The sequence below is a fragment of the Streptomyces sp. NPDC001668 genome (genome assembly GCF_042893155.1).
GTDB lineage: Bacteria > Actinomycetota > Actinomycetes > Streptomycetales > Streptomycetaceae > Streptomyces.
In genome coordinates, this window is the sequence record NZ_JBIAUQ010000016.1 from 161,405 (window position 1) to 182,304 (window position 20,900).

Annotated in this window: 19 protein-coding genes; 10 read left to right on the plus strand and 9 right to left on the minus strand. The window is 72.0% G+C overall.

Annotated elements, in window-relative coordinates:
- Positions 1 to 1,020 (plus strand): NADPH:quinone reductase, encoded by a 1,020-nt coding sequence (locus ACFYZ8_RS36470; RefSeq protein ID WP_388539211.1) that lies wholly within the window; start codon positions 1 to 3, stop codon positions 1,018 to 1,020.
- 56 nt (positions 1,021 to 1,076) lie between these two features.
- Here the strand turns inward: ACFYZ8_RS36470 and ACFYZ8_RS36475 are convergent, their stop codons facing one another.
- Positions 1,077 to 1,385 carry a hypothetical protein gene (locus tag ACFYZ8_RS36475; RefSeq protein ID WP_359032833.1) on the minus strand — a complete coding sequence of 103 codons (309 nt, stop codon included), beginning with the start codon at positions 1,383 to 1,385 and terminating at the stop codon, positions 1,077 to 1,079.
- Positions 1,386 to 1,406: 21 nt separating this feature from the next.
- On the opposite strand from ACFYZ8_RS36475, the gene ACFYZ8_RS36480 reads away from it, so the two are divergent.
- From ACFYZ8_RS36480 to ACFYZ8_RS36505, 6 genes are all read left to right on the plus strand, one after another.
- On the plus strand, positions 1,407 to 1,667 hold the full coding sequence (locus tag ACFYZ8_RS36480; protein ID WP_359032831.1) for a hypothetical protein: 261 nt from the start codon (positions 1,407 to 1,409) through the stop codon (positions 1,665 to 1,667).
- A 242-nt stretch (positions 1,668 to 1,909) separates the two neighbouring features.
- Positions 1,910 to 3,427 (plus strand): flavin monoamine oxidase family protein, encoded by a 1,518-nt coding sequence (locus ACFYZ8_RS36485; protein ID WP_388539208.1) that lies wholly within the window; start codon positions 1,910 to 1,912, stop codon positions 3,425 to 3,427.
- A gap of 126 nt (positions 3,428 to 3,553) precedes the next feature.
- Positions 3,554 to 5,779: an acetate--CoA ligase family protein gene (locus tag ACFYZ8_RS36490; RefSeq protein WP_388539206.1), complete on the plus strand. Its 2,226-nt coding sequence runs from the start codon at positions 3,554 to 3,556 to the stop codon at positions 5,777 to 5,779.
- Entirely contained in the window at positions 5,770 to 6,555 is a 786-nt protein-coding gene (locus ACFYZ8_RS36495; protein ID WP_388539203.1) for an enoyl-CoA hydratase/isomerase family protein, read from the plus strand. The genes ACFYZ8_RS36490 and ACFYZ8_RS36495 overlap by 10 nt, the downstream gene beginning before the upstream one ends.
- Before the next feature lie 52 nt (positions 6,556 to 6,607).
- Positions 6,608 to 7,186 carry a flavin reductase family protein gene (locus ACFYZ8_RS36500; protein ID WP_388539202.1) on the plus strand — a complete coding sequence of 193 codons (579 nt, stop codon included), beginning with the start codon at positions 6,608 to 6,610 and terminating at the stop codon, positions 7,184 to 7,186.
- Between the two features lie 89 nt (positions 7,187 to 7,275).
- Entirely contained in the window at positions 7,276 to 8,646 is a 1,371-nt protein-coding gene (locus ACFYZ8_RS36505; RefSeq protein WP_388539199.1) for an SMI1/KNR4 family protein, read from the plus strand.
- On the opposite strand, the gene ACFYZ8_RS36510 is transcribed toward ACFYZ8_RS36505, so the two are convergent.
- Positions 8,643 to 9,947 (minus strand): MFS transporter, encoded by a 1,305-nt coding sequence (locus ACFYZ8_RS36510; RefSeq protein ID WP_388539197.1) that lies wholly within the window; start codon positions 9,945 to 9,947, stop codon positions 8,643 to 8,645. The two genes, ACFYZ8_RS36505 and ACFYZ8_RS36510, sit on opposite strands and share 4 nt — an antisense overlap.
- 71 nt (positions 9,948 to 10,018) lie before the next feature.
- Between ACFYZ8_RS36510 and ACFYZ8_RS36515 the strand changes: the two genes are divergently transcribed.
- Positions 10,019 to 11,005: a GlxA family transcriptional regulator gene (locus ACFYZ8_RS36515; RefSeq protein WP_388539195.1), complete on the plus strand. Its 987-nt coding sequence runs from the start codon at positions 10,019 to 10,021 to the stop codon at positions 11,003 to 11,005.
- On the opposite strand, the gene ACFYZ8_RS36520 is transcribed toward ACFYZ8_RS36515, so the two are convergent.
- From ACFYZ8_RS36520 to ACFYZ8_RS36530, 3 genes are all read right to left on the minus strand, one after another.
- Complete coding sequence (locus ACFYZ8_RS36520; RefSeq protein WP_359032813.1) at positions 11,002 to 12,051, minus strand: Zn-dependent alcohol dehydrogenase; 1,050 nt, start codon at positions 12,049 to 12,051, stop codon at positions 11,002 to 11,004. The two genes, ACFYZ8_RS36515 and ACFYZ8_RS36520, sit on opposite strands and share 4 nt — an antisense overlap.
- Positions 12,051 to 13,202, minus strand: a complete 1,152-nt coding sequence (locus tag ACFYZ8_RS36525) for an acyl-CoA dehydrogenase family protein (RefSeq protein ID WP_388539192.1) — start codon at positions 13,200 to 13,202, stop codon at positions 12,051 to 12,053. The genes ACFYZ8_RS36520 and ACFYZ8_RS36525 overlap by 1 nt, the downstream gene beginning before the upstream one ends.
- A gap of 108 nt (positions 13,203 to 13,310) precedes the next feature.
- Positions 13,311 to 14,177: an SDR family oxidoreductase gene (locus ACFYZ8_RS36530; protein ID WP_359032809.1), complete on the minus strand. Its 867-nt coding sequence runs from the start codon at positions 14,175 to 14,177 to the stop codon at positions 13,311 to 13,313.
- A gap of 85 nt (positions 14,178 to 14,262) precedes the next feature.
- Between ACFYZ8_RS36530 and ACFYZ8_RS36535 the strand changes: the two genes are divergently transcribed.
- Positions 14,263 to 15,189, plus strand: coding sequence for a cyclase family protein (locus tag ACFYZ8_RS36535; RefSeq protein WP_359032808.1), 927 nt, complete (start codon positions 14,263 to 14,265; stop codon positions 15,187 to 15,189).
- A 319-nt stretch (positions 15,190 to 15,508) separates the two neighbouring features.
- Here the strand turns inward: ACFYZ8_RS36535 and ACFYZ8_RS36540 are convergent, their stop codons facing one another.
- The 3 genes from ACFYZ8_RS36540 to ACFYZ8_RS36550 all read right to left on the minus strand — a co-directional run bounded on the left by ACFYZ8_RS36540 (position 15,509) and on the right by ACFYZ8_RS36550 (position 18,578).
- The gene (locus ACFYZ8_RS36540) at positions 15,509 to 15,973 is read right to left on the minus strand and encodes an ATP-binding protein (RefSeq protein ID WP_359033058.1); all 465 of its coding nucleotides are present in this window, start codon (positions 15,971 to 15,973) and stop codon (positions 15,509 to 15,511) included.
- Between the two features lie 497 nt (positions 15,974 to 16,470).
- On the minus strand, positions 16,471 to 17,343 hold the full coding sequence (locus ACFYZ8_RS36545) for an acyl-CoA dehydrogenase family protein (RefSeq protein ID WP_359032806.1): 873 nt from the start codon (positions 17,341 to 17,343) through the stop codon (positions 16,471 to 16,473).
- A 98-nt stretch (positions 17,344 to 17,441) separates the two neighbouring features.
- Positions 17,442 to 18,578 (minus strand): acyl-CoA dehydrogenase family protein, encoded by a 1,137-nt coding sequence (locus ACFYZ8_RS36550; protein WP_359032803.1) that lies wholly within the window; start codon positions 18,576 to 18,578, stop codon positions 17,442 to 17,444.
- A 130-nt stretch (positions 18,579 to 18,708) separates the two neighbouring features.
- Here ACFYZ8_RS36550 and ACFYZ8_RS36555 point away from each other — a divergent pair, with 130 nt between their 5' ends.
- Positions 18,709 to 20,235: a class I adenylate-forming enzyme family protein gene (locus ACFYZ8_RS36555; protein ID WP_388539188.1), complete on the plus strand. Its 1,527-nt coding sequence runs from the start codon at positions 18,709 to 18,711 to the stop codon at positions 20,233 to 20,235.
- Here ACFYZ8_RS36555 and ACFYZ8_RS36560 read toward each other — a convergent pair.
- Positions 20,219 to 20,731 carry an EF-hand domain-containing protein gene (locus ACFYZ8_RS36560; RefSeq protein ID WP_359032799.1) on the minus strand — a complete coding sequence of 171 codons (513 nt, stop codon included), beginning with the start codon at positions 20,729 to 20,731 and terminating at the stop codon, positions 20,219 to 20,221. The genes ACFYZ8_RS36555 and ACFYZ8_RS36560 overlap by 17 nt on opposite strands.
- Positions 20,732 to 20,900 lie beyond the last annotated feature (169 nt).

The following is a 20,900-nucleotide window of genomic DNA, read 5'->3' on the forward strand; positions in this document are numbered from 1 at the left end:
ATGAAAGCCATCGTCTACCGCGACAACGGCGGCCCCGACGTTCTTCGGCTCGTCGACCGCGACCTGCCCGTGCCCGGCCCCGGCGAGGTCCGCGTCCGGGTAGCCGTGTCCGGGATCAACCCGACCGACTGGCAGGCCCGCTCCGGCCCCGCCCATACCAAGCAGTTCTCCGAGGTCACCCCGCACCTGGACGGCGCCGGCGTGATCGACGCCGTCGGTGCGGGGGTCGAGCGGAGCCGGGTCGGCCAGCGGGTCTGGCTGTTCATGGCTGCCGCCGGGCGGCCCACCGGCACCGCCGCCGAGTTCACTGTCGTGCCGGCCGAGCGGGCCGTGCCGCTGCCCGACGAGGCCGGCTTCGACGTCGGCGCCGCACTCGGCGTCCCCGCGCTGACCGCGCACCGCGCGCTCACCGTCGCCGAGGACGGCCCGCGCCGCCTGCGGCCGGGGGCGCTGGACGGCGCGGTCGTGCTCGCCGCAGGCGGAGCCGGGGCGGTCGGGCACGCCGTGATCCAGCTCGCCCGCTGGGCCGGAGCGACCGTGATCAGCACGGTCAGCGGACCGGAGAAGGCCCGACTGTCCACCGCCGCCGGCGCCCACCACGTGGTCAACTATCGAGAGGGCGATCCGGCCGCCGAGATCCGCAGGATTGCCCCGGACGGCGTCGACATCGTCGCCGAAGTGGCGCTCGGCGCGAACATCGCACTGGACCTCGCCGTGCTGCGGGCGCGCGGCACGATCGCGACCTACGCCAACGACGGCGGCAAGCCGGTCGAACTGGACGTGCGGCACAACATGGTGCTCAACACGCGCCTCCAGTTCCTGGTGCTCTACACGGCCGGTCCGCAGGCGCGCGCCGCGGCCGCCGAGGACATCGCCGGCGCGGTCCGCGACGGCGCCCTGCCGGTCGGCGAGGAACACGGCCTGCCACTGACCCGCTTTCCGCTCCACCGCACCGCAGACGCGCACCGCGCAGTGGAGAGCGGCACAGTCGGCAAGGTCCTGGTGGACATCACGTCCTGACGCCACAGTGCGCCCCACCTCGCCGGGACGGCAGATCCCGCCCCGGACCGGCGCTCTCAGCCGGCGGCGGTCTCGGCAGCGTGGAGTGCGTCCAGGAGCGCGGCCTGCTGCTCGGTCGGCTTCCCTTCGGCGCGGGCCTTCGCCTGCTTGCGCAGCCACGCGCCGGGCCGGAAGGACGGGTCGTCGCCCAGGCCGGTGCGGTTGACCGGGCCGGTGACCGTGCCGCCGGCGGCGGCGAGGTAGCCGAGCATCCGGCGGTAGGAGCAGTTCCAGTCGGGGTCCAGGCACCACAACGGGTCCATGGCGGTGAGCTCGGCGTCCAGGCCGCGGTCGAGCTCGTTCCTGCACTGCCAGATGCGTGCCAAAGGGTGACCAGGGCCCTCACCGTGACTGATCTCGGCCTGGACTTCCCCTACGCTGACCAGGCTGTACGCATCCTGCGCTACCGCACCGACCTCACGACCGGTACCGTCAGCCGCCAGACCGTCTACGCGATCACGGATCTGACCTCGCATCAGGCATCGCCCCAGCGCCTGGGCCGACTGGTCAGGTCGCAGTGGACCATCGAGAACCGGCTCCACTTCGTCCGTGACACCGCCTTCGCCGAGCCCTTCACTCGCCCGCTCGACCTGTTGGGCATCGCCTGACCAGCGCGACCACAAGAGCACAGGACTTTGCAACGCCCCTGCCTGCCCAACGGATCCGCGCGCGCTATGACCGGAGCTGAGACGGCATCCGGAGAGGCAAGTGCCCCAACTCGCCTCCCCAGCGCTCCTGTTACATCTGTGAGAGATGTGACGGGAGCGTTGTCGTGTGCCCTCGCGCGGGGCCAGAATGTGAACACTTCTCATGTTCTAGCTCCACACTCTCTCCACCACGGAGGACGCACGTGGCACGCGAAAGACAGCTCCCCCCGCTCCCCCCGCGCTCCCGCCTCTCCCGACGCTCCCTCCTCGGCGGTGCCGCCGCCGCGGCCGGGGCCGTCACCCTCGCCGGGACGGCCGCCGCTCCGGCCTCCGCCGCCAGCACCCGTGACGTGGACGTCGCGATCGTCGGTGCCGGTCTCGCCGGGCTCACCGCGGCCCGTGACCTGGTCGCGGGCGGAAAGACGGTGGCCGTTCTGGAGGCACGCGACCGCGTCGGCGGCCGGGTCCTCAATCTCTCCCTGGCCAACGGCGGTGTCACCGAGGGCGGCGGCGAGTTCATCGGCCCCACCCAGGACCGCATCAAGGCCCTGGCGGACTCGCTCGGCGTGCAGACCTTCGCCACCTACAACACCGGCAACAACCTCCTCTACAAGGACGGCAAGAAGACCCCCTACGCCACCGACGGCCTCCTCGGCTCGGTCCCGCCGATCGACGCGGCGGGGCTCGCCAACGCGGCCATCGTCCAGGCCTCCCTCGACGACATGGCCAAGACGATCCCCCTCGACGCGCCCTGGACCGCCGCGAAGGCCGACGAGTGGGACCGGCAGACCTTCGAGACCTGGCTGCGCGCCAACGCCGTGGTCCCGTCGGCCAAGTTCCTCCTCGACGTGGCCTGCACCTCGATCTTCTCGGCCGAACCGCGCGAACTCTCGCTGCTGTTCGTCCTCTTCTACATCGCCGCCGCCGGCAACGAGACCAACGTCGGCACCCTGGAACGCCTCACCGAGACCGCGGGCGGCGCCCAGGAACTGCGCTTCGTCGGCGGCTCCCAGCTGGTGCCGATCAAGCTCGCCGCCACGCTGGGCGACCGCGTGGTCCTGAACGCTCCGGTGCGTACGATCGCCAAGTCCGGCTCCAAGTACGTCGTCACGGCCGACGGGGTCACCGTCACCGCCCAGCGGGTCGTGGTCGCCGTACCCCCGCCGCTCGCGGCCCGCATCACCTACGACCCGCTGCTGCCCGCCGCCCGCGACCAGCTCACCCAGCGTCTCCCGATGGCCTCGGTCGGCAAGGCGATCGCTATCTACGACACCCCCTTCTGGCGGGCCGACGGCCTCAACGGCCAGGTCGTCAGCGACACCGGCGTGGTCAGCTCGACCTTCGACAACTCCCCGCCCGACGGCTCCTACGGGGCCCTGATGGGCTTCATCGAGGCCGACGAGGCCCGCAAGTTCGACGCGGCGAGCGAGGCGGAGGTCAAGGCGGCCGTCCTCAAGGACTACGTGACCTACTTCGGCTCGAAAGCGGCCTCCCCCACCTCCTTCGTCCTGCAACGCTGGAACAACGAGGCCTACACCCGCGGCGGCCCCGTCTCCATCGGCGCGCCCGGAGTGCTCACCCAGTACGGCCCCGCCCTGCGCACGCCGGTCGGCGGCATCCACTGGGCGGGGACGGAGACGTCCATCCACTGGATGGGCTTCATGGACGGGGCGGTGCGGTCGGGCGAGCGGGTGGCGAAGGAGGTGCTGGCGGTGCTGTAGGCGCCGCGGCGGCCCGGGGTCTGGTCGCGCCAACTTTGCGTGCACGCCCGTTCCTGACACTGCGTCAGTTCTGTAATCTGACACTGCGTCAGTTAATAGAGTTGTCACACAGGAGCGGGCGGACCGATGCTTGGATCAACCCACGGCACCCTCACCACCGACTCCCGCCGGGCCCGGGTCATCGCGTGCGGCGAGCAACCCGGGCCCGCTGTCCACGGCAGGCCCGCCGAGGTCGACGATCTCGACGTCGGCGGCCGGCCGCTGTACGCCGACGTCCCCGATCTGGAACGTTTCTTCCGGCCGGAGTCGGTCGCGGTGATCGGTGCCTCGGACGCCGAGGGCCGCCCGAACACTGGTGTCACCCGGCAGCTGATCGACTGGGCTGGCCGGGTGGGTGCCCGGCTGCACCCGGTGCACCCGACCCGCCCCTCCGTGTTCGGCGTCCCCTGTGTGGCATCCGTGGCCGACCTGCCCGAGCAGGTCGACCTCGCCGTCCTGCTGGTCGCCGACCCGCTCCCGCTGGTCGGGCAACTGGCCGAGGCCAAGGTGAAGTTCGCGGTGGTCTTCGCCTCCGGTTTCGCGGAGACCGGCGAGGAGGGGGCCGCGGCCCAGGAGCGTCTCGCCGCCGCCGTGGCGGAGTCCGGGATGCGGCTGCTGGGGCCCAACACCAACCTGAACGCCTTCTCGTCCGTCCGCGAGGATCTGGACGGGCCGGGCATCGCCCTCATCACCCAGTCCGGTCACCAGGGGCGCCCGGTCTTCGCCCTCCAGGAGCTCGGCATCCGCCTCACCCACTGGGCCCCGACCGGCAACGAGGCCGATCTGGAGGCCGCCGACTTCCTCTCCTGGTTCGCCGAGCGCCCCGAGGTCGGCGCCATCGCCTGCTACCTGGAGGGCCTCAAGGACGGCCGCTCCTTTCTGCTCGCCGCCGACCGGGCCGCCCGCCGCAAGGTGCCGGTCGTCGCGGTCAAGGTCGGCCGCACCGAGACCGGCGCCCGCACGGCCGCCTCCCACACCGGCAAACTCACCGGCGCCGACACGGTGGTGGACGCGGCGATGCGGCAGTACGGCGTGATCCGCGTCGACGGCCTCGACGAACTCCAGGACACCGCCGCCCTGTTGGCCCGCGCGCGGCCGCCACGTGCCGAAGGGGTCGTCGTCTACTCGATCTCGGGCGGCACCGGCGCCCACTTCGCCGACCTGGCGACCGAGGCGGGGCTGAGGCTGCCCGCGCTCTCCGAGGCCAAGCAGGCCGAACTGCACCAGTGGATACCGGAGTTCCTGAGCGTGGCCAACCCCGTCGACAACGGCGGCCATCCGGTCGGCGACTGGCGCGGCCGGAAGATCATCGACGCGATCCTCGCCGACCCGTCGGTCGGGGTGCTGATCTGCCCGGTCACCGGGCCGTTCCCGCCGCTGAGCGACCGGCTGGTCCAGGACCTGGTGGACGCGGCCGAGGAGACCGACAAGCTGGTGTGCGTGGTGTGGGGCTCGCCCGTCGGCACCGAGCCCGCCTACCGCGAGGTGCTGCTCGGCTCCTCCCGGGTGGCCACCTTCCGCACGGTCGGCAACTGCATCACCGCCGTGCGCGCCTACCTCGACCACCACCGCTTCGTCACCGGCTACCGCTCCCCCTTCGACGAGGCCCCGCGCACCCCCTCGCCCTCCTTCCGCAAGGCGCGGGCACTGATGCGTCCGGGCCAGCAGCTCAGCGAGCACGCGGCGAAGCAGCTGCTGCGGGCGTACGGGATCCGGGTGCCGCGCGAGCAGCTGGTGACCAGCGCGGCGGCGGCGGTCCGCGCGGCCGGGCTGGTCGGCTACCCGGTCGTGATGAAGGCGTCCGGCGCGAGGATCGCCCACAAGACGGAGCTCGGCCTGGTGAAGGTCGGACTGACTTCCGCGAGCCAAGTCCGCGACGCCTACCGCGAGTTGACCGACACCGCCCGCTACGAGGACGTGTCCCTGGACGGCGTCCTGGTCTGCCAGATGGTCGAGCGGGGCGTGGAGATGGTCGTCGGTGCCGCGCACGACGAGCTGTTCGGGCCGACGGTGACGGTCGGGCTCGGCGGGGTCCTGGTCGAGGTGCTGCGGGACACGGCCGTACGCGTGCCGCCCTTCGGCGAGGAGCAGGCCAGGGACATGCTGGAGGACCTGCGCGGGCGGGCTCTCCTGGACGGGGTCCGGGGGCGGCCCCCCGCGGATCTCGACGCGCTCGTGGAGGTCGTGCTCCGTGTGCAGCGCATGGTGGTGGAGCTCGGGGACGAGGTCGCGGAGCTCGACATCAACCCGCTGATGGTGCTCCCACGGGGGCAGGGCGCGGTGGCCCTGGACGCGTTGGTGGTGTGCCGGTGAGCGAGGTGCTGCACAGCGTCGACGGCCAGGTCTCGTACATCACCCTCAACAGACCCGAGGTCCTCAACGCCCTCACACCCCGCCAACGGGACCGGATCGTCGAGCTGTTGGCAAGCGCCTCGGCCGACCCGGACGTCCGGGCGGTGGTCCTCACCGGGACCGGACGCGGCTTCTGCGCGGGCGCGGACCTGCGCGGCGCGCCCGGGTCGGCGGCCCCCGGCGACGTCGCTCGTACGATCCGCCTCGGCGCCCAGCGTCTGGTCGCCGCCGTTCTCGACTGCGAGAAGCCGGTGATCGCGGCGGTGAACGGCACCGCGGCCGGTCTCGGCGCGCATCTCGCCTTCGCGTGCGACCTGGTCCTGGCCGCCGAATCGGCAAGGTTCATCGAGGTGTTCGTCCGGCGGGGCCTGGTCCCCGACGGCGGCGGCGCGTATCTCCTGCCCCGCCTTCTCGGCCCCCAGCGCGCCAAGGAGCTGATGTTCTTCGGCGACGCGCTCTCCGCCGAGGACGCCGAGCGCCTCGGCCTCGTCAACCAGGTCGTTCCGGACGGGGAGTTGGACAAGACGGCCCGCGCATGGGCGACCCGCCTCGCCACCGGCCCGACCCGCGCCCTCGCCCTGACCAAACAGCTCGTCAACGCCTCCCTGGACGCCGACCGCGCCACCGCCTTCGCCGCGGAGGCCGCCGCACAGGAGATCAACATGACAACGGCGGACGCGAAGGAGGGCGTGGCGAGCTTCGTGGAGCGCAGGACTCCGGAGTACGGGGGCCGTTGAGGGGTCGCCCCCCTTCCCATCTGACGCACCGTCAGCTTCAATGGAGGGTGTGATGGGACAAGCAGGGATGGCGGAAGCGGCCGTCCGCTACCTCAGGTCCGGCAAGGCCCTCTCCGTGGAGGCGCTGCCCCGGCCGGAGCTGCGCTGCGTGCGCGAGGACGAGCGGGCGCCGGTCGACCCGGCCGAGTTCCGTCGCGTGCTGGGGAACTTCGCGACCGGGGTCACGGTGATCACGGCCCCCGGCACACCGCCCGCCGGCTTCGCCTGCCAGTCCTTCTCCTCCCTCTCCCTCGACCCGCCGCTCGTCGCCTTCATGGTGGGCCGTACGTCGGCGACCTGGCCGCGCATCGCCCAGGCGGGCGTCTTCTGCGTGAACGTCCTGAGCGCGGACCAGGGCGAGCTGTGCAGGGCGTTCGCGGTGAGCGGCGCGGACAAGTTCGCGGGTGTCACCCATGATCCGGCCCCGGCCTCCGGCTCCCCCCGGCTGGCGGGCACCCTCGCGTGGATCGACTGCACGATCCACGCGGTGCACACCGGCGGGGACCATCTCATCGTGGTGGGGCGGGTGGACGCGCTGGGGGCGGGCGGGGGCGACGCTCCGCTGCTGTTCCACAGGGGCCGCTTCCTCTGAGCAGCCCGGCGCAGGGCATGGGGGCCGATGTCAGTGGCCTCCGTGATAATCACCTCCGTCCCGATCACCGGTACGGCCGGAGGCCCCCGTTGTCCTCGATCCATGAGTTCACCACCTGGGAACCGCTGCTGAGGCTCCTGCACGCCCAGCACACGGAGCGCCTCGCCGGGCCGGGCGGTCACGTGTCCGGCCAGATCAGCCGCGGCGGGTGGAGCGTGCCCCTGCGGCGGAAGCCGCGGACGCCCGGCCGGGCCTCCCTGATCGAGGACATGCAGGACGAGTACGACGCCGTGGAGCGGGTGCGCACCGCTCTCGCCGACTCCGGACTGACCGGCATCTCCTTCGTGACGGAGGTCTCCCCGGCCGGACGAGCCGTCCTCCACCTGCTCGAGCCCGGCCCCGCCGTGGAGCCCGGCATCGGCGGACCGCATCCCGGATCGGTCCTCCTGGTCGAGGACGCCGTGGCGGAGCCGTGGCGCCGTCTGCCCGACCCGGTGGACGGAGTCCTCCCCGACCCCGCCGCCGACCCCGCGGTGCTGGAGCGGACGCTGCGCGAGCGGCTGCCCGAGGCGATCGGCGCCACCGAGGAGGAGATCGCGGCGACGGAGGAACGCCTGGGCCTCGCGCTGCCCGAGGAGCTGAGGGCGCTGTACCGGGTGACGCGGGCGCGCTGGGAGGACTGGGACGGCGACCAGGACAGGGCCGAGCAGGTCTACGACGCGGTCGGCTGCGAGCTGCTTCCCCTGGACCGCCTCCATGTCGCCGACGCGTCCTCCCGCCCCTGCGGCTGGCGGTTCGCGGCGATGGAAGCGGTCGTCACCCCGCCCGACGCGGCGGTGCAGGGGGTGGTCGGCTCCCCCGGCTGGATCGTCTTCGGCGACAGCGGCGGCGGTGACCGCGTCGCGGTCGACCTGACGCCGGGCCCGCGCGGGCACACGGGGCAGATCATCCTGCTCAGCCACGAGGAGAACATCGGCGCGGACCTGCTCGCCGCCTCCCTCACCGACCTCGTGCTCCACGGGGAGAGCGAGGAGGAGGGCGGCCGCCGCCGACGCGAACAGCCCGCCGTGGCCCACGTCAACGCCAGCGGGGTGCGCAGTGTCGGGGCCGCCGCCCACCCCGAGCTCGAAGTCCTGTCCATCGGCGTGTGGGAGGGCGAGCCGGTCAGTCTGGCCCCCGTGGTCGGGCTGCCCCGGCTGCGGACCCTCAGCGCGTATCCCGGCACCCTCGCCGACCCGCTGGAGATCGCGAAGCTGACCGGCCTGGAGTACCTGAGGCTCGGCCCGGAGGACTGGCGTGTCCTGCTGGACGCCGGCGCGGTCCCCCGGAGCCTGCTCGCGGCCGGCATCGAGGTCCAGGGCGACCGGCACCCGCTCCCGGTCGCGGACCTCGCCGACGAACTCCTCGCGCTGCGGGACCGCCCTCGGATCACCCGGACGACCGTGGAGTGCAGCCTCTAGGCCGCGGGCACAAGGGTCACCGCGGGCCTGCGCCGGATCACCAGTGCCATCAGCGCCGCCGCCGCGCACAGCGCGCCCGACGCGTACCAGACCATGTCGTACGTCCCGAACACGTCCCGGGCGACACCGCCGAGGAAGGCGACCAGGGCCGCGCCGACCTGGTGGGAGGCGAGGACCCAGCCGAAGACGATCGCGCTGTCGTCGCCGTACTGCTCACGGCACAGGGCGACGGTGGGCGGGACGGTGGCGACCCAGTCGAGGCCGTAGAAGACGATGAAGAACAGCATCGGCGGGTGGACCGAGGGGGCCAGCAGCATGGGGAGGAAGAGCAGCGAGACGCCGCGCAGGGCGTAGTAGACGGCGAGCAGGCGGCGCGGTTCGAAGCGGTCGGTGAACCAGCCGGAGGCGACCGTGCCGACGACGTCGAAGACACCGATGACCGCGAGCAGCGAGGCGGCGGCCGTGACGGGCATGCCGTGATCATGGGCGGCGGGCACGAAGTGGGTCTGGACCAGGCCGTTGGTGGAGGCGCCGCAGATCGCGAAGGTGCCGGCGAGGAGCCAGAAGGGGCCGGTGCGGGCGGCCTTGAACAGGACCGTGACCGCGCGGCGGGCGGCGCCCCGGACCGGCTCCGGCTTCGGCACGAACTCCTGGGCGCCGTACGGCTTCAGGCCCACGTCGGCCGGGTGGTCGCGCAGCAGCAGCCAGACGAAGGGGACGACCGCGAGGGCGGCGAGCGCGACGGTGATCGCCGCCGGGCGCCAGTCGTGCTTCTCCACCATCCAGGACAGCACCGGCAGGAAGATCAGCTGTCCGGAGGCGGAGGCGGCGGTGAGGATGCCGGTGACCAGGCCGCGCCGCTCGGTGAACCACCGGTTGGTGACGGTCGCGGCGAAGGCCAGCGCCATCGAGCCGCTGCCGAGGCCGACGAGCAGGCCCCAGTAGAGCATCAGCTGCCAGGCGGCCGTCATCCACACGGTCAGGCCCGAGCCGACGGCGATCACGGTCAGCGCGACCGCGACGACCCGGCGGATGCCGAAGCGGTCCATCAGCGCGGCGGCGAAGGGCGCGGTCAGACCGTACAGGGCGAGGTTGACCGAGACGGCCGCAGCGATGGTGCCGCGCGACCAGCCGAAGTCCTGGTGCAGGGGGTCGATGAGCAGGCCCGGCAGAGAACGGAAGGCGGCCGCGCCGATGATCGTCACGAAGGTGACGGCGGCGACGAACCAGGCGCGGTGGATGCGGAAGCCTCCGGGGGACCGGGATTCCTCGACGGCTGCGGCTTCGGTTGTCTGGGTCACGACATAGAGCTTGCCGTCCGCGCCTGCCCCGATCCATTGGCCCGAAGGACAGCATTCGTTAGGATCGGGCCATGAAACCGCACCGCGTGGTCGTCCTCGCCATGGACGGTGTCCTGCCCTTCGAGCTCGGCATCCCGCACCGGATCTTCGGCCGCCCCCAGGACGACCGGGGGCGTCCTCTGTACGAGGTCGTCACCTGCTCGATCCGCCCGCCGGGCCCGGTGCGGACCGACGCCGACTTCGCCGTCCAGGTCGAGCACGGCCCGGAGACCCTGGCCACCGCGGACACCGTGATCGTCCCGGCGTCGTACGAACTGGGCCCGGTCTTCGAGCGGGGCGCGCTGACCGACGAACTGGCCGCCGCCCTCACCCACATCCGCCCCGGCACCCGGCTCGCCTCCATCTGCACCGGCGTCTACGTCCTGGCCGCCGCCGGTTTCCTCGACGGCCGCCCCGCCACCACGCACTGGGCCGACTCCGACCGTCTCCAGCAGCTGTTCCCGCGGGTCAAGGTGGACGCGGACGTCCTGTTCATCGACGACGGCGATGTCCTGACCTCCGCGGGCGTCGCCGCCGGCATCGACCTGTGCCTGCACATGGTGCGCCGCGACCACGGCACGGCGGTCGCCAACGACGTGGCCCGCCGCACCGTCGTACCGCCGCACCGCGACGGCGGACAGGCGCAGTACATCCACCGGCCCGTGCCCGACCCCCAGCAGTCGACCACCACCTCCGTCCGGGCCTGGGCGCTCGGCCGCCTCCACGAGCCGATCCAGCTGCGGGACATGGCCGAGCAGGAGTCCATGTCGGTGCGCACCTTCACCCGCCGCTTCCGCGAGGAGGTCGGCGTCAGCCCCGGCCAGTGGCTCACCCAGCAACGCGTGGAACGCGCCCGCCACCTCCTGGAGTCCACCGACCTCTCCGTCGACCAGGTCGCCCACGACGCGGGCTTCGGCACCGCCCAGTCGATGCGCCAGCACCTACAGACGGCCCTCGGGGTCACCCCGACCGCGTACCGGCGCACTTTCCGGGCCGGGAGCCCGACATCCGCCGTCTAGAACGTCAGCACCCCCCGAGCCACCCGCCCCGCCTCCGCGTCCCCCACCGCCTTCTCGAAGTCCTCGATCGGATAGGTCTCGGTGACCAGTTCGTCGAGGAAGAGCCGGCCCTGGCGGTAGAGCTCCGTGTACAGCGGGATGTCCCGCTGCGGTCGTGAGGAGCCGTACCGGCAGCCGAGGATGGACTTGTCCAGGAACATCGAGGAGACGGCGAAGGACGCCTCGGCGCCCGCCGCCGGGACCCCGAGCAGGATCGCCTGGCCGTGCCGGTCCAGGAGGTCGACGGCGGTGCGTACGAGTTCGACCCGGCCGACGCACTCGAAGGCGTGGTCCACGCCGTGCGGCAGCAGGTCCCGTACGCCCTCCGCGGAGGTCAGGAAGTCCGTCGCCCCGAACTGCCGGGCCACCGCCTCCTTGGCCGGGTTGGCGTCCACCGCCACGATCCGGGCCGCCCCGGCGATCCGCGCGCCCTGGATGACGTTGAGCCCGATCCCGCCGGTCCCGATCACCAGCACGCTCTCCCCGAGGCCCACCCGGGCCCGGTTGAGCACGGCTCCCACCCCGGTCAGCACCCCGCACCCGATGAGCGCGGCGGACGGCAGCGGGATGTCCTTCGGGATCCGGACCGCCTGCACGGCCTTCACCACGGTCCGTTCCGCGAAGGCGGAGTTGCACGCGAACTGGAACACCCGCTCCCCGCCCCGGGAGAAGGGCTTCTGGGGCCGCCCGATGGCCCCGCGGCACATGGTCGGCCGCCCCCGGTCGCAGTCGGCGCAGGCACCGCAGTTGGCGAGCGTGGACAGGGCCACGTGGTCACCGGGCCCGACATGCGTGACCCCCGCCCCCACCGCCTCCACCACGCCCGCGCCCTCATGCCCGAGCACCACCGGGACCGGGAACGGAATCGTCCCGTCCACCACGGACAGATCGCTGTGGCACAGCCCGGCCGCCGCGATCGCGACCCGCACCTCGCCCGGTCCCGGATCCCGCACCTCCAGATCGTCGACGACCTGGATCTGCCTCCCGTCGAACAGCACGCCGCGCATCAGACGACCCCCTTGGGTTCCCTGGGCAGACCGAGCACGCGCTCGGCGATGATGGTGCGCTGGATCTGGTCCGAGCCGCCGTAGATCGTGTCGGCCCGCGAGAACAGGAACAGGTGCTGGAGGGCGTCGAGTTCGTACGGCGCGGAGGGCGACCAGTCCCCCGGCCCGACCGTCGCCTGCGCCCCCCGCACGAGCATCGCCAGCTCCCCGAGCCGCTGATGCCACCCCGCCCACAGCAGCTTGGCCACACTGGAGGCTCCGGTGTCCCCCGAACCCCCGAGCGTCCGCAGGGCGTTCCACCGCATGGTCCGCAACTCGGCCCACTGCCGCACCAGCAGAGCCCGTACGACCGGATCGGCGACCGCGCCGGTACGTACGGCGGTCTGCACCACCCGGCTCAACTCCTCTGCGAACCCCACCTGTTGCGCCAGCGTGGACACTCCCCGTTCGAAGCCCAGCAGGCTGATCGCCACCTGCCAGCCCCGCCCCTCACCGCCCACGACATGGTCGGCACGCACGTGTGCCCCGTCGAAGAAGACCTCGTTGAACTCGCTGGTCCCGGTCATCTGCCGGATCGGCCGCACCTCGATGCGCCCCGGCTGGTCCATCGGAACGAGCAGAAAGGTCAGCCCGTGGTGCCTGCGGGACTCCGGATCGGTGCGGGCCAGGACGAAACACCAGTCCGCCTCATGGGCGAGGGACGTCCAGATCTTCTGCCCGCTGATCCGGTACGTCCCGTCCTCGGCCCGCGTCGCCCTGGTCCGCACCCCGGCGAGGTCGGACCCCGCCCCGGGTTCGCTGTACCCCTGGCACCACAGCTCCTCCCCGGCGGCGATGGGAGGAAGGAACCGCGCCTTCTGCTCGTCGCTGCCATGCGCGAGGAGAGTCGGCGCGAGCAGCTTCTCCCCGATGTGCCCGGACCGCGCCGGCGCCCCCGACCGCGCGTACTCCTCGGCCCAGACGACCTGCTGGGTGAGCGTGGCGGTCCGGTTCCCATAGCCGGACTCCGACCAGCCGAGCCCGATCCATCCGGCCTTCCCGAGGGTCCGCTCCCAACTACGCCGGTCCTGGGCCCCCTCGGCGTGACCGGAGAGCCATTCCCGCACCTCGGAACGGAACACCTCATCCTCAGCACCAAACCCAAAGTCCACGAGGCTCCCCTCTCAACACCGGTCGAGGTGACCTACCTAGGGGCGCGGGGAACTGCGCGACCAGCCACAACGAACCCGCAGCCGCCCACACCAGGAACCCCCGACCCATTAGGCGCCCGGCCCCGAAAGCAACGGCATCGGATCCACCCCCACGCTCCCCGGCAAGAACTCCGCGATCCGATCCGGCGTCCACCCGCCGGAGGCATACGCGGCGCGCAACTCCCGAGGCTGAGCCCACACCGCGATCTTCGGCCCCGCCACCGTGTACACCTGCCCGGTGATCTCCCGGGCCCGCTCGGACAGCAGATAGACCACCATGGCGGCCACGTCCTCCGGCTCCCCGATCTCCGTCAGGTCGAAGGGAACGTTCGCCGACATCCGCGTACGGGCGACCGGCGCCACCGCGTTCGCGGTCACCCCGTACTTGTGCATCCCGAGCGCCGCACTGCGCACCAGCGAGATGATCCCGCCCTTCGCCGCGCTGTAGTTGGCCTGCGAGTACGAGCCCTGGTGGTTCCCGCTGGTGAACCCGATCAGGGTCCCCGCCCGCTGCTGCCGCATCACCGCGGAAGCCGCCCGGAAGACCGTGAACGTCCCCTTCAGATGGGTCGCGAGAACCGGGTCCCACTCCTCCTCGGACATGTTGAACAACATCCGCTCACGGAGGATCCCGGCGACGCAGACGACGCCGTCGAGCCGACCGTAGGACGACAGCGCGACATCGACGACCCGCTGCCCGCCGGCCATCGTCGAGATGTCGTCGGCCACGGCGACGGCCTCACCGCCGGCCGCCTCGATCTCCTTCACCACGCCCGAGGCGATCTCGCTCGCGGGGGACGCCCCGTCCACCGAGACGCCGTAGTCGTTGACGACGACCCGCGCCCCCTCCGCCGCGGCGGCCAGTGCGACCGCCCGCCCGATCCCCCGCCCGGCGCCCGTCACGGCGACGACCCTGCCTGCCAAGAAGTTCCCCACGCCCGGCCCCTTCCCGCGGTTTCTGACGGACCGTTAGATTCTATGACCCGTCAGATGTGCGGACACAAGCCCCGGGGAGGGCCCGATGTCACTTCCGGCCGCGTTCCACGACATCGCCAAGCGCGTGAACAACTGGGGCCGTTGGGGAGCCGACGACGAGATCGGCACCCTCAACCTGATCACCGACGAGGTCGTCCGCGAGGCCGCCGCGACCGTCCGCACGGGCCGCCGCGTTCCCCTCGCCCTGCCCCTCAGGCAGGACGGCGTGCAGACCGGGATGATGCCGGGCCGGGTCAACCCGCTGCACACGATGGTGCAGATCAACCAGGAGATCTTCGGTCCGGGGACGGTCGCGTGCAGCGACGACGCGGTGACCATGGGACTTCAGGCGGCGACCCACTGGGACGCGCTCACCCATGTCTCGCACTCGGGCATGCTCTACAACGGCCGCCCGGCCGGCACCATCACCCCGCACGGCGGTGCCGAGTTCAGCGGTATCGACAAGGCGCCGTACGTCGTCTCGCGCGGGGTGCTGCTCGACGTGGCCCGCGCGCGGGGCGTGGACCGGCTCGACGGGGCGCACGCCGTGACCCCCGAGGACCTGGAGGCCGCCGAGGAACTCGCGGGCACGCGGGTGCGTGCCGGGGACGTCGTGCTCGTACGGACCGGGCAGATCCAGGTGTATCTCGCCGGGGACCGGGAGGCGTACGCCTATCCGTCGCCGGGCCTGTCGGTCCGCACCCCGGAGTGGTTCCACGCGCGCGATGTGGCCGCGGTCGCCAACGACACGCTCACGTTCGAGATCTTCCCGCCCGAGATCGAGGACCTGTGGCTGCCGGTGCACGCGCTGGACCTGGTGGAGATGGGGATGCTGCAGGGCCAGAACTGGAACCTGGAGAAGTTGTCCACAGCCTGTGGAGAACTCGGCCGGTACGCGTTCCTGCTGTCGGCGATGCCCGAGCCGTTCGTCGGCGGCACCGGGACGCCCGTGGCGCCGGTGGCCGTGCTGTGAGGTGGGTCGGCCGGCGGCGCGCAGGCCCGCCCCGAGCACGGCATCGCGCGCCGCCGTCATCGACTTCCTTCCGCCCTGAGGAAATCGACACCGCGTCACGATCCGCACTCGTCGAGGGCTTCCGTCACCGAAACCCTCGGCGTCCCCTCGCGGCGAATCGCTGACCACCAGCGTCATCAATCGAACACGCTGCGTCAACACCCGTACGGGGATTTATTGCTTACGACCCCTTTGTCCCGACCGCGCATGGATGCATGTCCCGGCGCACCGCCCCCTCACGCGAGGACGGGATGCCGACGGCTCTGCGACCGTGCGCCGGTCACACCGCCTCGAACGCCGCCAGTTGCTCGTAGGCGGCGGCGTCGATGCCGTAGGCCTGTGCGTCCTTCCGCGGCCGCTCGCAGCGGTCGAGTTCGCACCAGATGCTCTTGCCGGCACCCTCGGGACTCCAGCCCCAGCGGTCCGCGAGGCCGTCGACGAGGGCCAGGCCGCGGCCGCCGGTCGCGTCACCGTCCACACAGCGCGGCACGGGGGCCCGGCCGCTGCGGTCGGCGACCTCCAGGCGGATGGTGGCCGACTCCACCTCGGTACCCGGCAGGCACAGCCGTAGGACGGCCGGACGCCCGGTGTGCACCACGGCGTTGGTGACCAGTTCGGACACGAGGAGGATCAGGGTCTCGGCGAGCGGTTCGTCGGCCCCTATCCCGGACACGGCGAGCCGTGAGCGGGCCCACCGCCGGGCTCGCCCCACTTCCGCGGGGTCGGGCCGGATCTCCAGCTGCACTTGAAGCACCTGCACCGCTCACACCATCCGAACCGGCGGGCACATGGCCTCGCGCCTCACGAGGGCCACGATCGTAGCCATTTTTTGCATGACCAGAACAATGACCAAAGCCGGGATCACAGAACGTGAATCCCTTACGAACCAGCATGGTTGACGTACAGTCACGCCAACAAGCGCTTCGGGCATATTCCAGCGCGAAGGAGTACCCGTGCGGGATACTGTGCGACGCTCGCCGCGGGGAGTCGAACAGGCGGTGGCCACCGGCCTTTCCGCCCTGCGAGCAGCGGCGCGCACCGCCGGGTCCGGCGCCGCCCCATCGGCAACACCGGCATGGCTCATGCTCGGAACCACTCGCATCTCACACAAGGTACCGGAGCGGGACGCCGACTCCAGGACGTGACGAGTCACACATAGGACACAACCCGATATCAACGCTCCGTGATTCCGGTATGCCACAATCCGCGACATCCGCTCCGGAGCGGCCGACCGGGTGCCCCTCAGGCCAACAGGTCGACGGCGAGCGACTCCTCGCTCTCCGCACCGCCACCGCCCCGCCGGGCCCGCACCCAGGCCCGCTTCAGATGCAGCTGCACCTCGCACTCCCAGGTGAAGCCCATCCCGCCGTGCACCTGGAGACAGTCCCGGGCGCCCCGCTCGGCCGCCTCGTCGGCCAGCAGCCGGGCCGCGGCGATGTCCACCGGGTCGGCGGTCACGGCGGCCGCGTACACCACGGCCCGGGCCGTCTCCGCCCGCACCAGCATCCGCGCGCACAGATGCTTGACCGCCTGGAAGGCCCCGATCGGCTGCCCGAACTGCTCTCGCGTCCGCGCGTGTTGCACCGCGAGCTCACACACGCGTGTGGCGGTCCCCAGCTGCTCGGCGGCGGTCAGGAGCACGGCCACGGGGTCGACGGCACGCGCGCCTGCCCCGGGCACCCGGTGCAGCGGAGTGAGCGGGTCCACCGACGTCAGGGCTACGGCCCCGGTGACGTCACCGCGTACCACGTCCGCCTCCTCCAGCCACTCCACGAGCCCGCCCGGGTCGACGTCCGCCACGACGACCTCCCCCTCGGCGGCTCCGTCCACGACCCCCGCGGCGAGGTGGGTCGCCACCAGGGGCCCCGGCAACAGGACCCGCCCGGCCTCCTCGAACACCAACACGGCTTCCGGCAGCCCGAGTCCGACCCCACCCCGCGCCTCCGGCACCCGCAGCGAGAAGAACCCGGCAGCCCCGAGCTCCCGCCACAGGGCACGGTCCAGGCCGGAAGCGTCTACAGCAGCGCGCAGCGCCTCACCGTCGAACCGACGCGCGAGCAACCCGCGCACTCCGTCCCGCAACGCCAGCTGATCATCTGTCAGTTGAAACCGCATCGCACGCCTCCTTCTCGGCGAGGGGTCGGGGCACCCCACTCAGGGGCGCGGGGAACTGCGCGACAAGCCCCCACCGGCCCGCACCCGGCGCTCCACCGCTACCGCCCCTTCGGCAACCCAAGAATCCGCTCGGCCACGACGTTCCGCTGAATCTGCGAGGTCCCGGCCGCGATGGTGTACGACAAGGAGGACAACCGGTCGATCACCCAGGGGCGTTCAAGATCCAGCGACTCGACCCCCAGCACATCGCCCGCAGCCTCGTACAACTCCTGCCGCGCATGCGAGTACCGGAGTTTGAAAACAGAACCCCCCACCCCCGGCACCCCGCCCCCACGCGCCTCCGCCTCACTCACGTTCCACTGCGTGAGCCGCCACAACGCACGGAACTCGGCGTTCAACCGCCCCAGTCGCCGCCGCAGCACCGGATCGTCCCAGCGCCCGTTTTCCCGGGCCGCGAGGGCGAGTTCACCCAGCACCCGCCGACAGGCGACCACCTCGCCCACAAAGGCGGTCCCCCGCTCGAACGACAGCGTCACCATGGTCACGCGCCAGCCGTCGTTCTCCTCCCCCACCCGGTTCGCCACCGGCACCCGCACCTCGTCGAGGAACACCTCGGCGAACTCTGCGGACCCCGCCAGCGTGCGCAGAGGCCGCACCTCGACACCGGCAGCGGACATCGGCATCGCCAGCCAGCTGATCCCGCGATGCTTCGGCGCCGCCGGATCCGTCCGCACCAACAGCTCGCACCAGTCGGCCACTTCGGCGTGCGAGGTCCAGATCTTGGACCCCGTGACCACATAGTCGTCGCCGTCCCTCCGCGCGCGCGTGCGCAAGGCCGCGAGGTCGCTCCCGGCGCCCGGTTCGCTGAACCCCTGGCACCAGACCTCCTCGCCGCGCAGGATCGGCGGCAGCCAGCGTTCCCGCTGCTCGGGGGTGCCCTCGGCGGCGATGGTCGGGCCGGCGTGGAGCAGTCCGACGAACCCGGCGCCCACGTAAGGCGCTCCGGCGGTCTCGGTCTCCTCCAGGAAGATCAGCCGTGTGGTGGGTGAGGCGTCCCAGTGCACCTGCGCGTACCCGGCGTCGTAGAGCATGCGCTGCCAGCCGAGGTCGTACGCGCGGCGTCCGGGCCAGTCCTGCGGGGACGGCTTCGGCGGCAGCGTGGGGAGCGCCTTGGCGAGCCACTCCCGCAGCCGCGCCCGGAACTCCTCCTCTTCCGGCGTGTACCCGAGGTCCATGACAGCCGCCCTATCTGATGAACCGTCAGTTCCTGGAAGGCTAAGTCCCGCACCCCTGGACCGGCAAGGCGTCCCGCCCTACGCTCTGCCCACGATCTGACTGCCCGTCAGTTCCACCAAGGGGGCCGCCGTGACCGACACCGCCCACGCGCTCAGCGCGTCCCGCACCCTGTGGGAGCTGGTCGCCCGCCGCGCCGACCTGACCCCCGAGCGCCCGGTCCTCCTCCAGGACGACCGCACGCTCACCTTCGGCGGGCTGCGCGCGCGTGCCGAGCGGGTCGCGGCCGGCCTGTACGACATGGGTGTACGCCCCGGCACGGTCGTCGCCTGGCAGCTGCCGACCCGTATCGAGACGGCCCTGCTCTCCTTCGCGCTGGCCCGCCTGGGCGCCGTGCAGTCGCCGGTCATCCCCTTCTACCGGGACCGCGAAGTCGGCTTCGCCCTCAGGGAGTCGAAGGCGGAGTTCTTCGCGGTACCGGGCGTCTGGCGCGGCTTCGACCACACCGCGATGGCCCGGCGGCTCGGCACCAAGGGCGTCTTCGAGGCCTACGACGGCCTCCCGGACGGCGACCCGGCCGTCCTGCCCGCCCCGCCCGCCGACGGCACCTCCGTACGGTGGATCTACTGGACCTCGGGCACCACCTCCGACCCCAAGGGCGTGCTGCACACGGACCGTTCGCTGATCGCGGGCGGCTCCTGCCTCGCGCACGCGCTGCGCCTCTCGGCGGACGACGTGGGGTCGATGGCCTTCCCGTACGCGCACATAGCGGGCCCGGACTACACCGTGATGCTGCTGCTGTACGGCTTCCCCGCGGTGATGTTCGAGCAGTTCGCGCTGCCGGACGCGCTGGAGGGGTATCGCAGGCACGGGGTGACGGTGGCGGGCGGCTCGACGGCGTTCTACTCGATGTTCCTCGCCGAGCAGCGCAAGCAGCCGGGAGAGAAGATCATCCCGAGCCTGCGGCTGCTCGCCGGGGGCGGGGCGCCCAAGCCGCCGGAGGTCTACCACGCCGTCGTACGGGAGCTGGGGGTTCAGCTGACGCACGGGTACGGCATGACCGAGGTGCCGATGATCACCATGGGGGCGCCGGACGACACGGTGGAGAACCTGGCCACGACCGAGGGACGGCCGCCGGAGGGGATGTCCGTGCGGATCGTGGACGGGGAGGTGCGGCTGAAGGGGGAGGCGGTGTGCCAGGGGTATCTGGATCCGGCGCAGACGGCGGAGGCCTTCGACGAGGAGGGCTATCTGCGCACCGGTGACCTCGGACATCTCACGGCCACCGGGCATCTGGTGCTCACCGGTCGCCTCAAGGACGTGATCATCCGCAAGGGCGAGAACATCTCGGCCAAGGAGATCGAGGACCTGCTGGCCGCGCATCCGGCCGTCGGGGACGTGGCGGTGATCGGGCTGCCGGACGCCGAGCGCGGGGAACGCGTGTGTGCCGTGGTGGAACAGCCCGAGGGGGCCGGGAAGCTGACGCTGGACGCCGTGACCGCGTATCTGCGCGAGGAAGGGCTGTCGACGCACAAGCTGCCGGAGCAGCTGGAGGTGGTGGACGCCCTTCCGCGCAACGAGACCCTGCGCAAGGTGCTCAAGTACAAGCTGCGCGAGCGGTATTCGGGGACGGTCGCGAGCGCTATTCGGGGACGGTGAAGTAACGGGCGAAGGCGGGCACGATCTCGGCCTCGCCGACCTTGCCGTCGCCGTCGGAGTCCAGGGTGGCCGCCGCCGCCTGCGCGAGGTCCTCGCCGACGCCCAGGATGCGCAGCACGCGCGCAGTGTCCTCGACGGTGGCGCGTCCGTCACCGTCCTGGTCGGCGACGGCGAGCGCCGCGTGCAGGAAGGGCCGGGCGATCTCGGCGAACCGGTCCGGGTTGTCGCGCAGCCGCTTGAGCGCGCCGTTCACGAACTCGTCGCGGGTGATCCGCTGGTCGCCGTCCCGGTCGGCGATCCCGGCCATGCCCTGCCAGAACGCCTCCGCGCCGATGTACAGCGCCTGCCCCTTGTCGGAGCGGGCCGCCGTACCGAACTCCGCGAGCAGTGCCTTGGCCGCCACGTTGAAGTCCTCGCGGTCGATGTAGCCGTTGCCGTCCTGGTCGAAGGTGGCGAACCGGCCGGCGATCCTGCGCTCGTACTCGCTGCTGACCATGTCTCTTCGGGCCGCCTCACATCACATCGGGTGCATCTCGCACGGAGCGTACGTCGCGAGCGGCGCCCCGGGGGCCGGAAGGCGGCGCTTGTGCCAAGACCGGGGGAATTCCGGGACAACGGTGTGGCAATCGGGGTGCCGCGGGTCACCACCGTGCACGTCACAGCCG